This window comes from Nocardia sp. NPDC051052, from assembly GCF_044456045.1.
GTDB lineage: Bacteria > Actinomycetota > Actinomycetes > Mycobacteriales > Mycobacteriaceae > Nocardia.
Genome location: NZ_JBITFL010000014.1, coordinates 41,885 through 56,006 on the forward strand (window position 1 = coordinate 41,885; position 14,122 = coordinate 56,006).

5 protein-coding genes are annotated in these 14,122 nt (G+C 66.0%); 1 reads left to right on the plus strand and 4 read right to left on the minus strand.

Annotated elements, in window-relative coordinates; all coding sequences use genetic code 11:
• Window position 1: 1 nt before the first annotated feature.
• The 4 genes from ACIBCN_RS36215 to ACIBCN_RS36230 form a co-directional block, all read right to left on the minus strand.
• On the minus strand, window positions 2-1,534 hold the full coding sequence (locus ACIBCN_RS36215) for a flavin-containing monooxygenase (protein WP_396996424.1): 1,533 nt from the start codon (window positions 1,532-1,534) through the stop codon (window positions 2-4).
• Between the two features lie 342 nt (window positions 1,535-1,876).
• The gene (locus tag ACIBCN_RS36220; protein WP_396996426.1) at window positions 1,877-3,091 is read right to left on the minus strand and encodes a DUF6545 domain-containing protein; all 1,215 of its coding nucleotides are present in this window, start codon (window positions 3,089-3,091) and stop codon (window positions 1,877-1,879) included.
• A 5-nt stretch (window positions 3,092-3,096) separates the two neighbouring features.
• Complete coding sequence (locus ACIBCN_RS36225; protein WP_396996427.1) at window positions 3,097-3,639, minus strand: hypothetical protein; 543 nt, start codon at window positions 3,637-3,639, stop codon at window positions 3,097-3,099.
• A gap of 732 nt (window positions 3,640-4,371) precedes the next feature.
• Entirely contained in the window at window positions 4,372-4,962 is a 591-nt protein-coding gene (locus ACIBCN_RS36230) for a hypothetical protein (RefSeq protein ID WP_396996428.1), read from the minus strand.
• Window positions 4,963-5,648: 686 nt separating this feature from the next.
• Here ACIBCN_RS36230 and ACIBCN_RS36235 point away from each other — a divergent pair.
• Window positions 5,649-14,120 (plus strand): SDR family NAD(P)-dependent oxidoreductase, encoded by an 8,472-nt coding sequence (locus tag ACIBCN_RS36235; RefSeq protein WP_396996429.1) that lies wholly within the window; start codon window positions 5,649-5,651, stop codon window positions 14,118-14,120.
• Window positions 14,121-14,122 lie beyond the last annotated feature (2 nt).

The following is a 14,122-nucleotide window of genomic DNA, read 5'->3' on the forward strand; positions in this document are numbered from 1 at the left end:
GTTACCCGCCAGCGACGAGACCATTCGTCGTCGGCGGGGTTTGCCGGACGCTTACCGCTCCGGAAAGCTCGAAGGCCGCCGCTTTGGGGTGACGAGTCGCGCGCCAGTAACTCGTGCCGGTGCCCGGCCAGGACTGGCGGTTGCGGCCGGTGTGATCGAGGAACCAGCTGTGGCAGCCGCCGGTCACCCAGACGGATCTGCCGAGTTTGCGCTGCACCCATCGGTTGAACTCGCGCTGCACGCCGTCGTTCACCTCGAACCGGGTCGAACCTCGCTCCTCCATCATGCGCAGGCATTGCCCGATGTAGCGGACTTGGGCCTCGATCATGAAGAGGATCGAGACCGCGCCGCCGCCGGAGTTCGGGCCCATGATCATGAAGAAGTTCGGGAAACCCGCCACCGTCATGCCGAGGTAGGCCTCGGTGCCGTCGCGCCACGCCTCCTGGATGGTGAGTCCGTCTCTGCCGACGATGTGCTCGGTGGCGCACCGGTTGTCGGTGGCGAAGCCGGTGCCGAGAATGACCACGTCCGCTTCGTGCAGTGCGCCGTCCGCCGTGCGGATTCCGGACTCGGTGAACTCGGCGATGTCGTCGGTCACCAGGCTGACATCGTGACGCTGCAGAGCAGGATAGAAATCACTGGAGAACAGGATTCGTTTGCAGCCGAAGGTGTAAGTGGGGGTGAGCTTCGCGCGCAATTCCGGGTCGGGCACCTGCTTGCGCAGATGGTGCAGCGAGAGACGTTTGAGCAGGAAGTTCAACGGCGGGTGGAAGTAGCCGAAGACCGGTGCCTCGTGCATCAGGAACGAGCCGCCGCGGTAGATCCTCATCAGCCGGGGGAAGGCCTTGAACAGGCGTTGCTCGGTGGCGCTCACCGGGCGATCCATTTTCGGCAGCACCCAGTGCGGGTTGCGCTGGAACACCGCGACATGTGCTGCGGTACCGGCGATCTGGGGCGCGAGCTGCATGCCGCTCGCGCCGGTGCCGATCACCGCGACGCGCTTGCCGGTGAGGTCCACCGAGTGATCCCACTGGGCGGAGTGGAACACCGAGCCGGTGTAGCTGTCGAGTCCCTCGAAGTCGGGAATGTTCGGCTTGTGCAGTGCGCCGTGCGCGGCAACCACTGTGCGCGGGCGGTATTCGTCGCCGTCCGCGGTGCGCACTACCCAGCGGTCGTCGGCGGCATCGAATTCGTAGGACACCGCCTCGGCTCGGAATCGGATATACGGTTCGAGCTCGTAGTCCTTCACGACGCGCCGGATGTAATCGAGTATCTCAGGCTGGCCGGCGTACAGCCGGCTCCAGTCGGCGTTCGGCGCGAACGAATACGAATACATCATCGACATGACGTCGCAGCCGCATCCCGGATAGGTGTTCTCCCGCCAGACACCACCGACGCCGTCGGCCTTTTCGAGAACCACGAAATCGCGTTCACCCGCGGCCAACAGCTCGATCGCCATCCCGATACCGGCCAATCCGGTGCCGACGATGAGAACGTTCGGATGCGCCGGGCTCACCGGATCGATGGAAGCCATTGTTCCCCTTTACTGCACGTGCTGCCGACCCCGGCAACGGCATCGACGCCGAGTGCGGGATTCTGCTGGCTCAGCGGATCGCGGCCGTATCCTCGGCCTCCGTTGTGCTGTGCGGTCGATGCCCATTCGGGTATCACGAACACTGAGCGGCAAATAATCAGCGAATGATCTGTTCGTTCGATAGAACCGACACGATTACACCACAGGAGAACGCCGACGTACAGAAAAATGTTCATGCAGTGGAGCTATGCGTAGGCAGGCGTATCTTGTGCAGCGTGCGCTGACCATGTCAGCCCGTCCGGCGCGGGCGCCGAACGGCCGGTGCGAGCCGTTCGGCGCGAATTATTGTGCGCCGATGGGTGTTCGACGTTGGGCGGTGACCGTGGCCGTGTGCAGCAGCGACTTCGCGGGCTGCCACAACCGAAGCAGCGTCTGCTCGTCGGGCAGGTCGGCCGCGCGGGCGGCAGGTACGCCGGTCGGTTCGCCACCGCCCGCGGTGAGCCGTCGCGCCGCCAGGGCCAACTCGGCGACCATGCGCAGGTGTTCTTGATCGTCCTCGGCGACGCTTGTCTCGATCAGTTCGTCGACGGCGGTGGGCAGGGGCAGCACGTATCTGGCCACGATCTCGGCCGCATCGTGGATTTCCATCCGCCTGCGGTGCAGCCGCTCCTGCGGTGACACGTTCCAGCTGTCCGCCCGTTTCAGCTGAAACACCACCTGCGGCGCGGCGTCCGTGAGATCCCGCCAGATCGGATAAATCCTGCGCGCGGAACGCGATTCGCTATCCAGTCGCAGCAGCTGCACGACTGCCTGTGCCGAGGACGGCACGAACACCATGACCAGCGCGACGAAGATGAGCAGCCCTGGCTCACCCGAGGCGAAGCCATTGGACACCAGGTCGTACGTGCTGCGCGTGAACGCGTTGCCCGCGCCCGCGAAGTCCAGGATCGCGGAGACCGCCATCAAGCAGACCGGCAGCGAGCTGGCGATGCCGAAACCGACCAGGGTGGCCACCGTGATCCGCTCCCACAGGGTGGTCGTCCGCCACATCGCGCCCCTGACCTTCAACACGTAGTAATAGCCCGAAACCAGTACGGGCAGAGCCGAATACAACGCGATGTAGATGCCGTAACGCCAGCCGCCGTACTCGGCAATGGACGCCAGCCCGTGCGCCCGCGCCGGTGCGCTCAACGTGAGGAAGGCGAGGCCGATGGCGCCCGACAGCCCGAGCACGAGCCGGAACTGGATGCGGTACCGCACCGGGCCGTTTTCGTGCAGCAGTGCCATCCCGAGCCCGAAGGCCCATGCGGTCACGGTGAGCCAGTGCCAGGTGTCGAACACGGTGGGCAGGCCGCCGGGGATGACCCTGGCCACGTGTCGCGCGAAGACCGGTTCCCGCAGGAAGGCGGCGGCCGCGTCGAAGCCGAGCAGCGTATTGATCAGCCGCCCGAAAATGGAGGTGTGCAGGGTCAACGCCAGCCGGATCAACGTGATGGCAACGATGAGCACCGTCGCGGAGATCGTGACCCCGGCGGGCAGGTGGTCGTGCGGCCACATGCGCGCTACAGCTCTTTCAACATCGGGTCTCGGCGCGGTCCGACCGTCCTGGCGCGGAAGCCGATCAGCGTCGCCAGCAGTTCGGCTTCGTACTCTTCGATCGACGCGTAGCTGGACGCACCGCGGGCGGCACGCACCGTGGACAGGTCGATCTCATGGTTCAGCGGCACCCCGCTGGTGAGTGTCGACCATTCCACCGCCGAAAGCGAGGTGTCTTGCCCGTGATTGAGCAGCATGTGGCTGACCTCGTGCAATGCCACGTGCAGTTCGACGGCGGGGTCGGTGGACTGCCGCAGGAAGATCACGTCGTAGCCCTTGCACGCCAGCCACAGTCCGCACAGCCCGACCGGAGCGGTCGGGGGTAGCAACAATCGCACGATCCGCCGCCCGCGCATGCGCTCCACCGAGGCGATGAACTCCTCGATGGTCCAGTCAGCGGGAAGTTCGAGACGATCGACCACGGCTTGCAGGCGGGCACGCGTGGAGAGCTTGCCTCGGGCCGGGTGCCGCACGAGGGCGGGAACCTTGCGCCGGAACAGTCTCAACATGTCACTTGCCTCCTCGTCCGAGTGAGGCGATCCGCGCCGATAGTGTCCGGTTCGCCGGCATAACCGCTGGTGCCAGCTGCAGCGTCGAGGACGGCGGGATGCGGATCGGATGCGTTCACGATTTCCTCCCCCGAGCACCTGGAGACCTTCACCTCGTTATCGCGCACAACAGCGGCATCGTTGCCGCCGGCGCAATGTTTTCGTCGAAGACGTCCGTTACTCACGGGAAGCGCGACCTTCTCCATTGTTCCGGATGTCTTCAAGTGACCGGCATGTCGACACACGTCGAGTCACCATCATCGACTTGCCGGGCTGGGTTATAGCCTACCTGGCACCCGCGCTTCGCGTACTTGTAATAGTGCGGTCAAGGGGAATTGATTGTGCCGTTGACCTGGTCTGATATGGCTGAACGGCGGTGCCGGAACGGGCGGTGGCCCAGGGGCGGTGGAAGATCAAGTGCAGGTAGTACGCCGAAACATCCCGGCGCCGACCGGGTTTCGACCGATCCGGGGCGCTGCCGGAGGCGGCTTTCCCGCACCGTGGGCGCAACCGATCCGGCGCCGCGGCACCGCGCACCGCGGTGGCAGCGCCCTCGGGTTCCGTTGTGTCTCAGTCGGTATGGGAGTGCGCCGGGCCCGGCGGAACCTCGATGCCGGCTAGCGCGGCAGCCCGCGCGATCGGTCTCGATCCGCTGTGTCCCAGGCATATCCAGTCCGCAGGGTGCTGCGCCGACTACGTCTGCTTGGTGTCGTCCCGACCGGCTTCGTGCCCAGGATCTCCTGGGTCGGCGGTATTTTGCAGCGCCTGAAGTAGTCGGTCGATCGCCGTTTTGGGGAAGATGAGCTGATAGCCCTCGGTGTGGCTGCGCGCCCGTTTCAACTCGATGCCGAGCCGGTCGAGCTCGGTCACCAGATCCACCACGGATCGGTGTTTGCGAGTCAGGTTCTGCAGCGCGCTCACGCCGCTCTCGACATCGTCGTCGTCCACCAGCACTGCCGCGGTAGGTCGTTCGTCAGCGGGCGGGACCAGCATGCCGCCGTGGTACAGCGCCGAAGTCGCGCTCCCGGCCGGGAGGCCGAGGGCCTCCAGCGCCCGGTTGTACTTTGCCTCGGTGGTGGCGCTGATCGTGTCGACCTGCCCGCTTTCGATGCGGGACTGGACATTCCGAGTAGGACCGCCCAGGTCGTGGATGTGCTGGTGAGTTACCAGGTCATCGGGAAGATTTCGCTGCCGGAACGCCTTCAGCTGCCGTCCGAACCGCTGTCCAGCCGACTCGACTTTATTACGCTTCACGGTCTCGCTGGCGCCCAATTCGTCGCCCATGGGATGCATCGTACCACTTGACTGCTCATGCACACGCATCACTGCTCATGTCCGGTCATGGCAGGGCGCAATAGCAAGATCATGCCCTTACAACTTCGTTACGCGCGCGATACCGTCCTCGAGGATGCGCATCGATGAGGCGTCAATGCACACCAATGCACACCGATGTGTTGACATGAGTGATTGTGGTCGTTAAATTCGGTTTCATGAGTGCGGATCTGAGCACTAGGCGTGAGGTGGGCACCGATCATGTGGAAGTTCAGCACGACTCCCGATGACATGACGGCTGCCTGCGCCGACCGCTCCACCCTGCTCATTGCCGATGATTCATCGCCTGCTCGGCGTTCGAACGGCTCGGTGCGTCCGCCGAGGTTCCGTTCGCAGAGCGCCGACAGCGGTGTCGGCAACGGCTTGGCATTCGATTCGGCCCAGCCGTCGTCCGAAAGTCATTCGGTTGGCGATCATCTCGTATCGGCAGTCATGTTCCTCGAGGGGGGAACATGACCGCCGACTTAAAAAGACAGCCTGCAAGATATCGCCTCGCCTAGGGGATCGATGCCGCGACCGCGCGCATCGCCACGCCGCGCGCGAATGGTCGATACGGATCCTGGTCGGCTCGACGGCAACAACTGAGACGTTGTCCGGCGTGGTCGATAGATGTGTGTTTACAAAACGAAGGTAATGCGATGGATTCTGTGCACAGCTCCTCGATCGAGGCCGAGTCGACCGCCAACGAGGGCATTGCCGTCGTAGGGATCGGTTGCCGGTTTCCGGGACGAGTTTCCGATGTAGGCGATTTCTGGCAACTCCTGCTCGACGAGCGGGATGCCGTGCGTGAGGTCCCGGAGGACCGTTGGTCGGGCGCCGCCTTCTACGATCGCGACGCGGCCCGGCCCGGCCACCTGCGCACCCGATCGGGTGGATATCTCGACGATGTCTCGTCATTCGACGCCGCCTTCTTCGGCATCACCCCGCACGAGGCCGCGCGGATCGACCCGCAGCAGCGCCTCTTCCTCGAGACGACGTGGGAAGCGTTGCAGGACGCGGGAATTGTGCCGGAAGACCTGGCAGGCACGAAGACCGCTGTCTACGCCGGCGTCTCCGGTCACGACTACGGCATCATCCAGCTCAATCCGGAGAACCGGTACCTCATCGGTGGCCACACGATGACCGGTGTCACGAATTGCATTGTGGCCAACCGGGTCTCGTACCTCCTCGACCTACGCGGCCCCAGCATGATCGTGGACACCGCCTGCTCGTCCTCGTTGATCGCGATCCATCTCGCGTGTCGCAGTATCCGTTCCGGTGAGGCGTCGATGGCCCTCGTCGGTGGCGTCAGCACGCTGCTCATCCCCGAGGCGACCATCGGCTTCAGCCAGGGCACCTTCCTGTCGCCGGAAGGCCGCTCGAAGTCGTTCAGCGACAACGGTGACGGCTACATCCGCAGTGAGGGCTCGGGCACGATCGTGCTCAAGAAGCTATCCGCCGCCGTCGCCGATGGTGACCGCATCTACGCGGTGATCCGGGGCAGCGCGACCAACCAGGACGGTCACACCAACGGGATGACCGTGCCGAGCGAGGACTCGCAGGCGCAGATGATCATCGACGCCTGCCGTGACGCCGGCGTCCGGCCGTCCGACATCGGCTTCGTCGAAGCGCACGGCACCGGAACGGCCGTCGGCGACCCGATCGAGGCGCGCGCGCTCGGCAAGGCGCTCGGCATCGGCCGAAATGGCAACGGGCCGTGCATCGTCGGCGCGGTGAAGTCGAACCTCGGCCACCTCGAGTCGGCCGCGGGCATTGCCGGCGTCATCAAGGCCTGCCTGGTGCTGCGCAACGGTGAGATCCCGGCGAACCTGCACGCCGAGGTACCGAACAAGGAAATCCCGTTCGAGGAGTTGGGCCTGCGGCTCGCCCAGACCCGCCAGCCATGGCCGGGTGATGGTCCGCGCCTCGCGGGTGTCAACTCCTTCGGGTTCGGCGGGTCCAATGCCCACGTGATTTTGGAAGGCCCGCCCGACGGCGGCCTGACCGCGGACAACGCAAATGCCAACGCGGACAACGTAAACGTGCACCCGGAGAAGGTCACCGCGCAGGAGGCGGTGCTGTTCACACTCAGCGCGAAGACCAAGGACGCGCTGCACGCCTACGCCGGCAGCTACGCCGAATTCCTGGACGAGCCGACGGCGACCCTGCCCGTCATCGCCGCCACCCAGGCCCAGACGCGTGCGCATTACGACCACCGCCTCGCCATGGTGTGCTCGTCGACCGACGAACTTCGCGACGCGCTGCGTGATGTCGCGAAAGCCACTGCGCCGGAGGCGATTCGCAACGGTGTAAAGGCGGCCGCCGCACCGAGTGTCGCCTTCGTGTTCTCCGGCCAGGGCCCGCAGTGGTGGGGCATGGCCCGGGAGCTGCTGGCGCGGAACCCGGTATTCCGGCAGACCGTCGAGCGCGTCGACGGCGAACTGGCCAAGCATGCCGACTGGAGTGTGCTCGAAGAGCTCGGTCGCGACGAAGCCGACAGTCGCATCGGTGAAACCTTCATCGCCCAGCCTGCGGTCTTCGCGGTGCAGGTGGGACTCGCGGCGCTGTGGCAGAGCTGGGGCATCGTGCCCGCGGCCGTGGTCGGGCACAGCATCGGCGAGGTTGCCGCGGCGTATGTTTCGGGGGCGTTGTCCTTCGAGGACGCGGTCCGGGTGATCTTCCACCGCAGCCGGGTGCAGCAGCAGGCCTCCGGGAAGGGCAAGATGCTCGCGGTCGGCCTGCCGCTCGGCGAGGTCGAGCAGCGGGTGGCCGGGTACGCGGGACGGGTGTCCATCGCGGCACTCAACGGCCCGGAATCCATTGCCCTGGCCGGTGATCCGGATGCCCTCGAAGAGATCGAGCGCGAGCTCAGCGCCGAAAAGATCTTCGCCCGCATGCTTCAGGTCAGCGTCGCCTTCCACAGCCACCACATGGATCCGCTGCGGGACGAACTGATTTCGTCGCTGTCCGGCCTCAGGTCGGGTCCGGCGACGGTGCCGATGTACTCCACGGTCACCGCGGACATCGTGCCGCCCGGCGGGCTGGATGCCGAGTACTGGTGGCACAACGTGCGCGAGCCGGTGAAGTTCGCGCCCACCGTCGATCGTCTCATCGAGGATCAGCACCTGGTGTTCATCGAGCTGGGCCCGCATCCGATTCACGGGACGGCCATCGGGGAGCTGCTCGACCAGCGGCACGCCGAGGGCGTTGCCGTCGCGTCGCTGCATCGTAAGCAGAGCGATCGCGAGACCCTGTTGTCTTCCCTCGCCACGCTGTACGTGGCCGGGTTCGAGCCGTCGTGGGACGCCCTGTTCGCCGGGATCGAGCAGCGCGTGCAGGTGCCGTTCTATCCGTGGCAGCGCGAAACCTATTGGCTGGAAACGCCGTTGGCGCACGAACGGCGTTTTCCGTCGCTGGCCCATCCGCTGGTCGGCGACGAAGGTCGGGTCGCGGACGAGCCGGGCAAGCATGTGTGGGAACTGGTGCTCGACCCGAAGCGCTTCCCGTGGCTCGACGACCACCGGGTGCAGGGTCCAATCGTCTTCCCCGGCGCGGCATACCTGGACATGGTGCTCGGCTGCGCGGAGAGCGCGTTCGGCGCAGGCCGGTACTCGCTCGAGGATGTCGAGTTCCGCCGCGCGCTGTTCGTCTTCGACGACCGGCCCGCGCCCGTCGTCCAGGTGGTGCTGACCGAGTCGCTGCACTACTCGGTGTACAGCCGCCAGGACGGCGACAAGGACTGGACCCAGCATTCGGTCGGCACGCTGCGCCGCGGCGCGCCCGCCACCGAACTGCCGGTGCCGTTCGCCGAGCTCGACGCGGAATGCCCCGAAGAGATCGAACCGGGCAAGGTCTTCGCCAAGCTGCGCAACAACGGCCTGCTCCTCGGCCCGACGTTCAAGGCGATCACCAAGCTCAACTACGCCGACCTCAAGTCGCTCGGGCGGATCGATACCCCGGCCGCCCTCGCGGATGAGGCGCCGAGGCACGCGATCCATCCGGCCGTGCTGGATTCCTGCTTCCAGTCGCTGTCCATCTCGATGGGCAACGACCCGAACAACGAAGACAAGACGCTCTACCTGCCGGTCGAGGTCAAGCGGCTCAGCTTCTACGCCAAGGCCACCGGCCGGGTGTACTGCTACGGGCGCGCCCAGGTCACCGACGACATCGCGTACTGCTACGGCGATCTGTGGATCGTCAACGAAGACGGCACGCTGGTGGCCGAGCTCGAGGGCTTCAAGGGCAAATCCATCACCCAGAGCACCGAGGACGGCGACGCGCTGCTGCAGTGGCTCTACGAGTTCCGCTGGCACGAGTCGCCGGTACGTACCAAGACCCGCATCCCGGCCGATACCTTTCCCTCGGTGGCCGCCCTCGACGCGGCCGTCGAACCGCTCGTCGACGAGCTGCGGCACTGGCCGGTCAACCGCGAATACCACGCGGTGACCGAGGCGGAGATGAACGAGCTGTGCATCGCGTACGTGACCGAGGCCTTCTACGAGCTCGGCATGCAGTTCACGGTGGGCCGGAACTTCACTCTCGACGAGGTCTCCGCCGAGATGGGGGTGGCCGACAAGCACCTGCGGTATCTCGCTCGTTTGCTGGAACTGCTTTCGCTGCACGGGATTACCGAAAAGAACGGTGACGCGTGGCGGCTGCTGGTGGTGCCCGCTCGGGTCGATACGGTCGCCGCGCTCGCCGAGCTGCGTGCGCGGCGTCCCGACGAATGCGTCCCCGAGTTCGCGGTGCTGGAACGGTGCGGCACGGAACAGGCCGCGGTGCTTCGCGATGACGTCAATCCGATCGAGCTGATCTTCCCCGAAGACGAATTCCAGTCGGTCGCAGACCTTTACGGCCCGTCGTTCTCGTTCGGCAAAGCCAATCGCCTCGTCAGCAAGGTCGTCGCCGAGTGCGTGCGCGAGCTGCCCACCGATCGACCGGTGCGCGTGCTCGAGATCGGTGCGGGCACGGGTGGTACGACCCCCTACGTCCTGTCCGAGCTACCGCCGGACCGCGCGGAATACGTGTACTCCGATATCACGCAGCTGTTCCTCGGCAAGGCGCGTCATCGGTTCAGCGACCTCGACTTCATCGACTATCGAGTGCTCGACATCGAGCACGACATCGAGGCCCAGGGCTTCGATCCGCACTACTACGACATCGTGGTGGCCTCGAATGTGGTGCACGCCACCGCGAGTCTGAGCCACACCCTCGGCAACGTGCAGCGCCTGCTCACCTCGCAAGGGCTGCTGCTGGTCGTCGAGGCGACGGTGCCACCGCACTGGGTCGACCTGACCTTCGGCATGACCGAGGGCTGGTGGGCGTTCAGCGATCACGAGCTGCGGCCCGACTATCCGCTGATGCGAGAGGCGACCTGGCGCGAATTCCTGCCCACCGTCGGCTTCGAGGGCGTGCAGATCTTCTCCGACATGGCGACACCGGAGGAGACCGGCAACTCGGTGATCCTGGCGCGGACCAAGGCCATCGACCTCGAGCCGTATCAGCCGCGCGTCGAGGCCGCGCCCTGGGTGGTGCTCGCGGATGCCGACGGCGTCGGCGAACGCTACGTCAGCCTGCTCGCCGAGGCCGGTGCATCCGGCGTAATCGTCACGCGTGGCGCGGAATTCGAGCAGGTGGACGACCGCACCTTCCGGGTGCGCGCCACCAGCAGCGCCGATCTGCGGCGGGTGCTCGAGCAGGTGCGCGAGCACGTCGGCGAGGTAGCCGGTGTGTTGCATCTGTGGAATCTGGATTTCGCCGGGACCGAGCTGAGCACCGAGGCGCTGCCCGCGGTGCAGAGCGAGGGGGCCTACAGCGTGATCGCGCTGGCCCAGGCGGTCGAGGAGCTGGACTGGGCGCAGGCGCCGCGACTGTGGATCGCGACCTCGGGGGCGCATGTCCTCGATCGGGCGGAACGCGTTGCGCTGAGCCAGGTTCCGAGCTGGGGCATCCTGCGGGTGCTGTTGAGCGAGCACAGCAGCCTGCGGGCGAAGATCTTCGACTTCGACCCGGCCGCGCGCACCGACCAGCGCGCGACGCAGCTGTTCGACGAGCTGCTGCACGTGGACACGGCGGATGAAGAGGTCGCCTTCCGTGCGGACACCCGTTTCATCGACCGGCTCGAGCATGTTTCGCTCACCGAGTTCGAGGACTCGGTCGCGATCCCGGCCCGGGTATCGGAGCAGACCCCGTTCGCGTTGGCGGTGCCCGCTGAGTCGGGCGTCGAGCAGCTGCGCTACGAACGGCAGGAGCTGCCCGTGCTCGGCCGCGGTGAGGTCGCCATTCGGCCCCTCGCCACCGGCCTGAACTTCCGCGACATCATGCTGACGCTCGGATTGCTCTCGGAGGGTGCGACTTTCGGCGGGTTCTACGAAAGCAATCTCGGCGTGGAGTGCGCGGGCACCGTCACCCAGGTCGGCCCCGGCGTGGACGGTCTGGCGCCCGGCGATCGGGTCGTCGCGTTCGCCCGCGGGTGCTTCGGCAACCTGGTGGTCGCCGATGCCAGGCGGGTCTACGCAACGCCGTCGAACCTGTCGGATGTCGAGGCGGCCACGCTGCCGATGGCCTATCTGACCGCGTGGTACGCGCTGGTGGAGGTGGGCAGGCTGCGGCCGAGCGACCGGGTGCTGGTGCACGCGGCGGCCGGCGGCGTCGGGCTGGCCGCGGTGCACATCGCGCACTCGTTCGGTGCGACGGTGATCGCCACCGCGGGTAGTGACGAGAAGCGGGACTACCTGCGCTCGTTGGGCATTGCCGACGTCTTCGACTCTCGTTCGCTCGACTTCGCTCAGGAGATCAGGGCACGCTACGACGGCGTCGACATCGTGCTCAATTCCCTGCAGGGCGAGACGATTCCGAAGAGCCTCGAGCTGCTTCGCCCCCGTGGCCGCTTCCTCGAGATCGGCAAGAAGGACATCTACGACAATTACAAACTGGGTCTGAAGCCGTTCGGCAACAACCTCAGCTACTCCGCGATCGACATCGATCGCATGCTGAAGGAAGACCCGGCGCTGTGCCGCGAGTCGATGAACAAGGTCCTGGACGCGGTCGACGCGGGCACGCTGCCCGCGTTGCCGCACACCGATTTCGATGCCACCGAGGTGGCCTCGGCGTTCCGGTACATGGTCACCGCCAAGCAGATCGGCAAGATCGTCGTCGAGTACCAGCCCGACACCGAGCTGCTGGTGCACCCGACCTCGAGCGGTGACGAGGCCGTCGACGCCGACGGCACCTACCTGATCACGGGTGGGTACACCGGTTTCGGGCTGCGCACCGCCGAGTGGCTGGTCGAGAAGGGTGCCCGCACCGTAGTGCTGGTCGGGCGGCGGGCCCAGATCGACGAGGAGAACGAGGAGCCCATCGAGGCGATGCGGACCCTCGGCGTCGACGTGGTGCTCGAACGGGCCGACGTATCCATCGAGTCCGAGGTCGTCGGCCTGCTGGAACGCATCGCGACGCTGCCGCCGCTGCGTGGGATCTACCACGCCGCAATGGTTTTGACCGATGGCCCGCTGGCGGGCATGACCGAGGAACAGTTCCTGCGCACCGTGCGGCCCAAGGTCGACGGGGCCTGGCACCTGCACAACCACACGCGGGACCTCGAGCTCGACGCGTTCGTCATGTTCTCCTCGATGAGCTGGAACGTCGGCACCCCGGGTCAGGCCAATTACGCTGCGGCCAACGGGTTCCTGGAGGCCCTCGCCACGCATCGGCACGAGCTCGGGCTGCCCGCGCTGACCATCAACTGGGGTGCCATGGCCGAAGTCGGCTTCGTGGCACGCAACAAGCTGGACACCCTTGCTCGACTGGGGTGGACGCCGATCTCGCCCGACCACGCACTCGACTTCATCGGCCGATGCCTGGCCCAGGGTGTCGCCAGCACCAGCGTTTTCGGTGTCAACTGGGCGAAGATGAACCAGGTCATGCCGATCATACGCAGTTCGCCACGGCTTGCCCATTTGGCCTTGGCCGACAGCGTCGGTTCCGCCAGCACCGGCGGCACCGAGGGGCTGCGTGCCGAACTCCTCGATCTCGACGAGGGTTTGCGGCAGCCGCGGCTGGTCGAGGCACTGTCGCAGCAGATCTCGCGGATCTTCGACATGCCGATCGACCGGCTGGCGCACGACGTCGCGCTGACCGATCTCGGCATGGACTCGCTGATGGCCGGTCAGATCCGTAACTCGCTGGCCAAGCATCTCGACATCGACTTCCCGACCATGGGTCTGATGCGCGGGCCGACGCTGGTCGAACTCGCCACCGAGGTGCTCGCCCAGGTCTTCGGCGAGGCGAACGGTGTGCTGCCCGCCGCGGCGGAAAACGCAGGCCCGCAACGCTGGATCCATACCGTGAAGGGCCGGTCGAGCACCGCGTCGTTGCGCGTGTTCGCGATGCCCTTCGTCGGTGGCGGCGCGTCGGTCTTCACGCCGTGGCCGAACTATCTGCCGGACACGGTCGAGGTGGTGGGCATCCAGTACCCGGGCCGGGAGGACCGCGTCAACGAGGTGCCGATCGACGTCATGCCGGAGTTCATCGCGGAACTGGCGGATGCGATGCTGCCGCACCTGGACCGGACCTTCGCGATCTACGGGCACAGCATGGGCAGCCTGCTCGCCTACGAGCTCACCAAGTACCTCGAGCAGAACTACGCGGAAATTCCGCTCAAGCTGATCATCGGCGGCTGGCCCTCACCCGCGCTGGTCGAGAGCTATGTGCGCAACCTGAAGCACATTCGCGACGGGTTCGACATGGACCTCGAATCGGATAGCCGGGTGCTCGAAGTCCTGCGGGACAACGATCTGCTCACGATCCCGGTCGAGGACGAGGCCTCCGTCAAGCCGATGATGCCCGCGGTGCGCGCGGACCTGAAGATGTTGGGCGACTACCGATTCGAACACGGTGTCGTCTTGCGGGCGCCGATCACGGTGCTGCGCGGCGCCGAGGACCCGCTGTTCGAGGTCGACCAGCTGCAGGGCTGGGAGAAGCTCACCAGCGGCCGGTTCGAGCTCACCACCGTTCCCGGTGGCCACCTGTTCATCCAGAACCCGAGTGCACAGGTGATGCGGACAATCGCCGACGAGCTGTCCGCCGAAGATCAATTCCCCAGCTTCACCAGCCTGATGGATGGGCACTGAGC

What these genes read in the sequence shown, in the direction of transcription:
- ACIBCN_RS36215 (WP_396996424.1), bottom strand. Translation starts at nt 1,534, where the DNA reads ATGGCTTCCATCGATCCGGTGAGCCCGGCGCATCCGAACGTTCTCATC.
- ACIBCN_RS36220 (WP_396996426.1), bottom strand. Translation starts at nt 3,091, where the DNA reads ATGTGGCCGCACGACCACCTGCCCGCCGGGGTCACGATCTCCGCGACG.
- ACIBCN_RS36225 (WP_396996427.1), bottom strand. Translation starts at nt 3,639, where the DNA reads ATGTTGAGACTGTTCCGGCGCAAGGTTCCCGCCCTCGTGCGGCACCCG.
- ACIBCN_RS36230 (WP_396996428.1), bottom strand. Translation starts at nt 4,962, where the DNA reads ATGGGCGACGAATTGGGCGCCAGCGAGACCGTGAAGCGTAATAAAGTC.
- ACIBCN_RS36235 (WP_396996429.1), top strand. Translation starts at nt 5,649, where the DNA reads ATGGATTCTGTGCACAGCTCCTCGATCGAGGCCGAGTCGACCGCCAAC.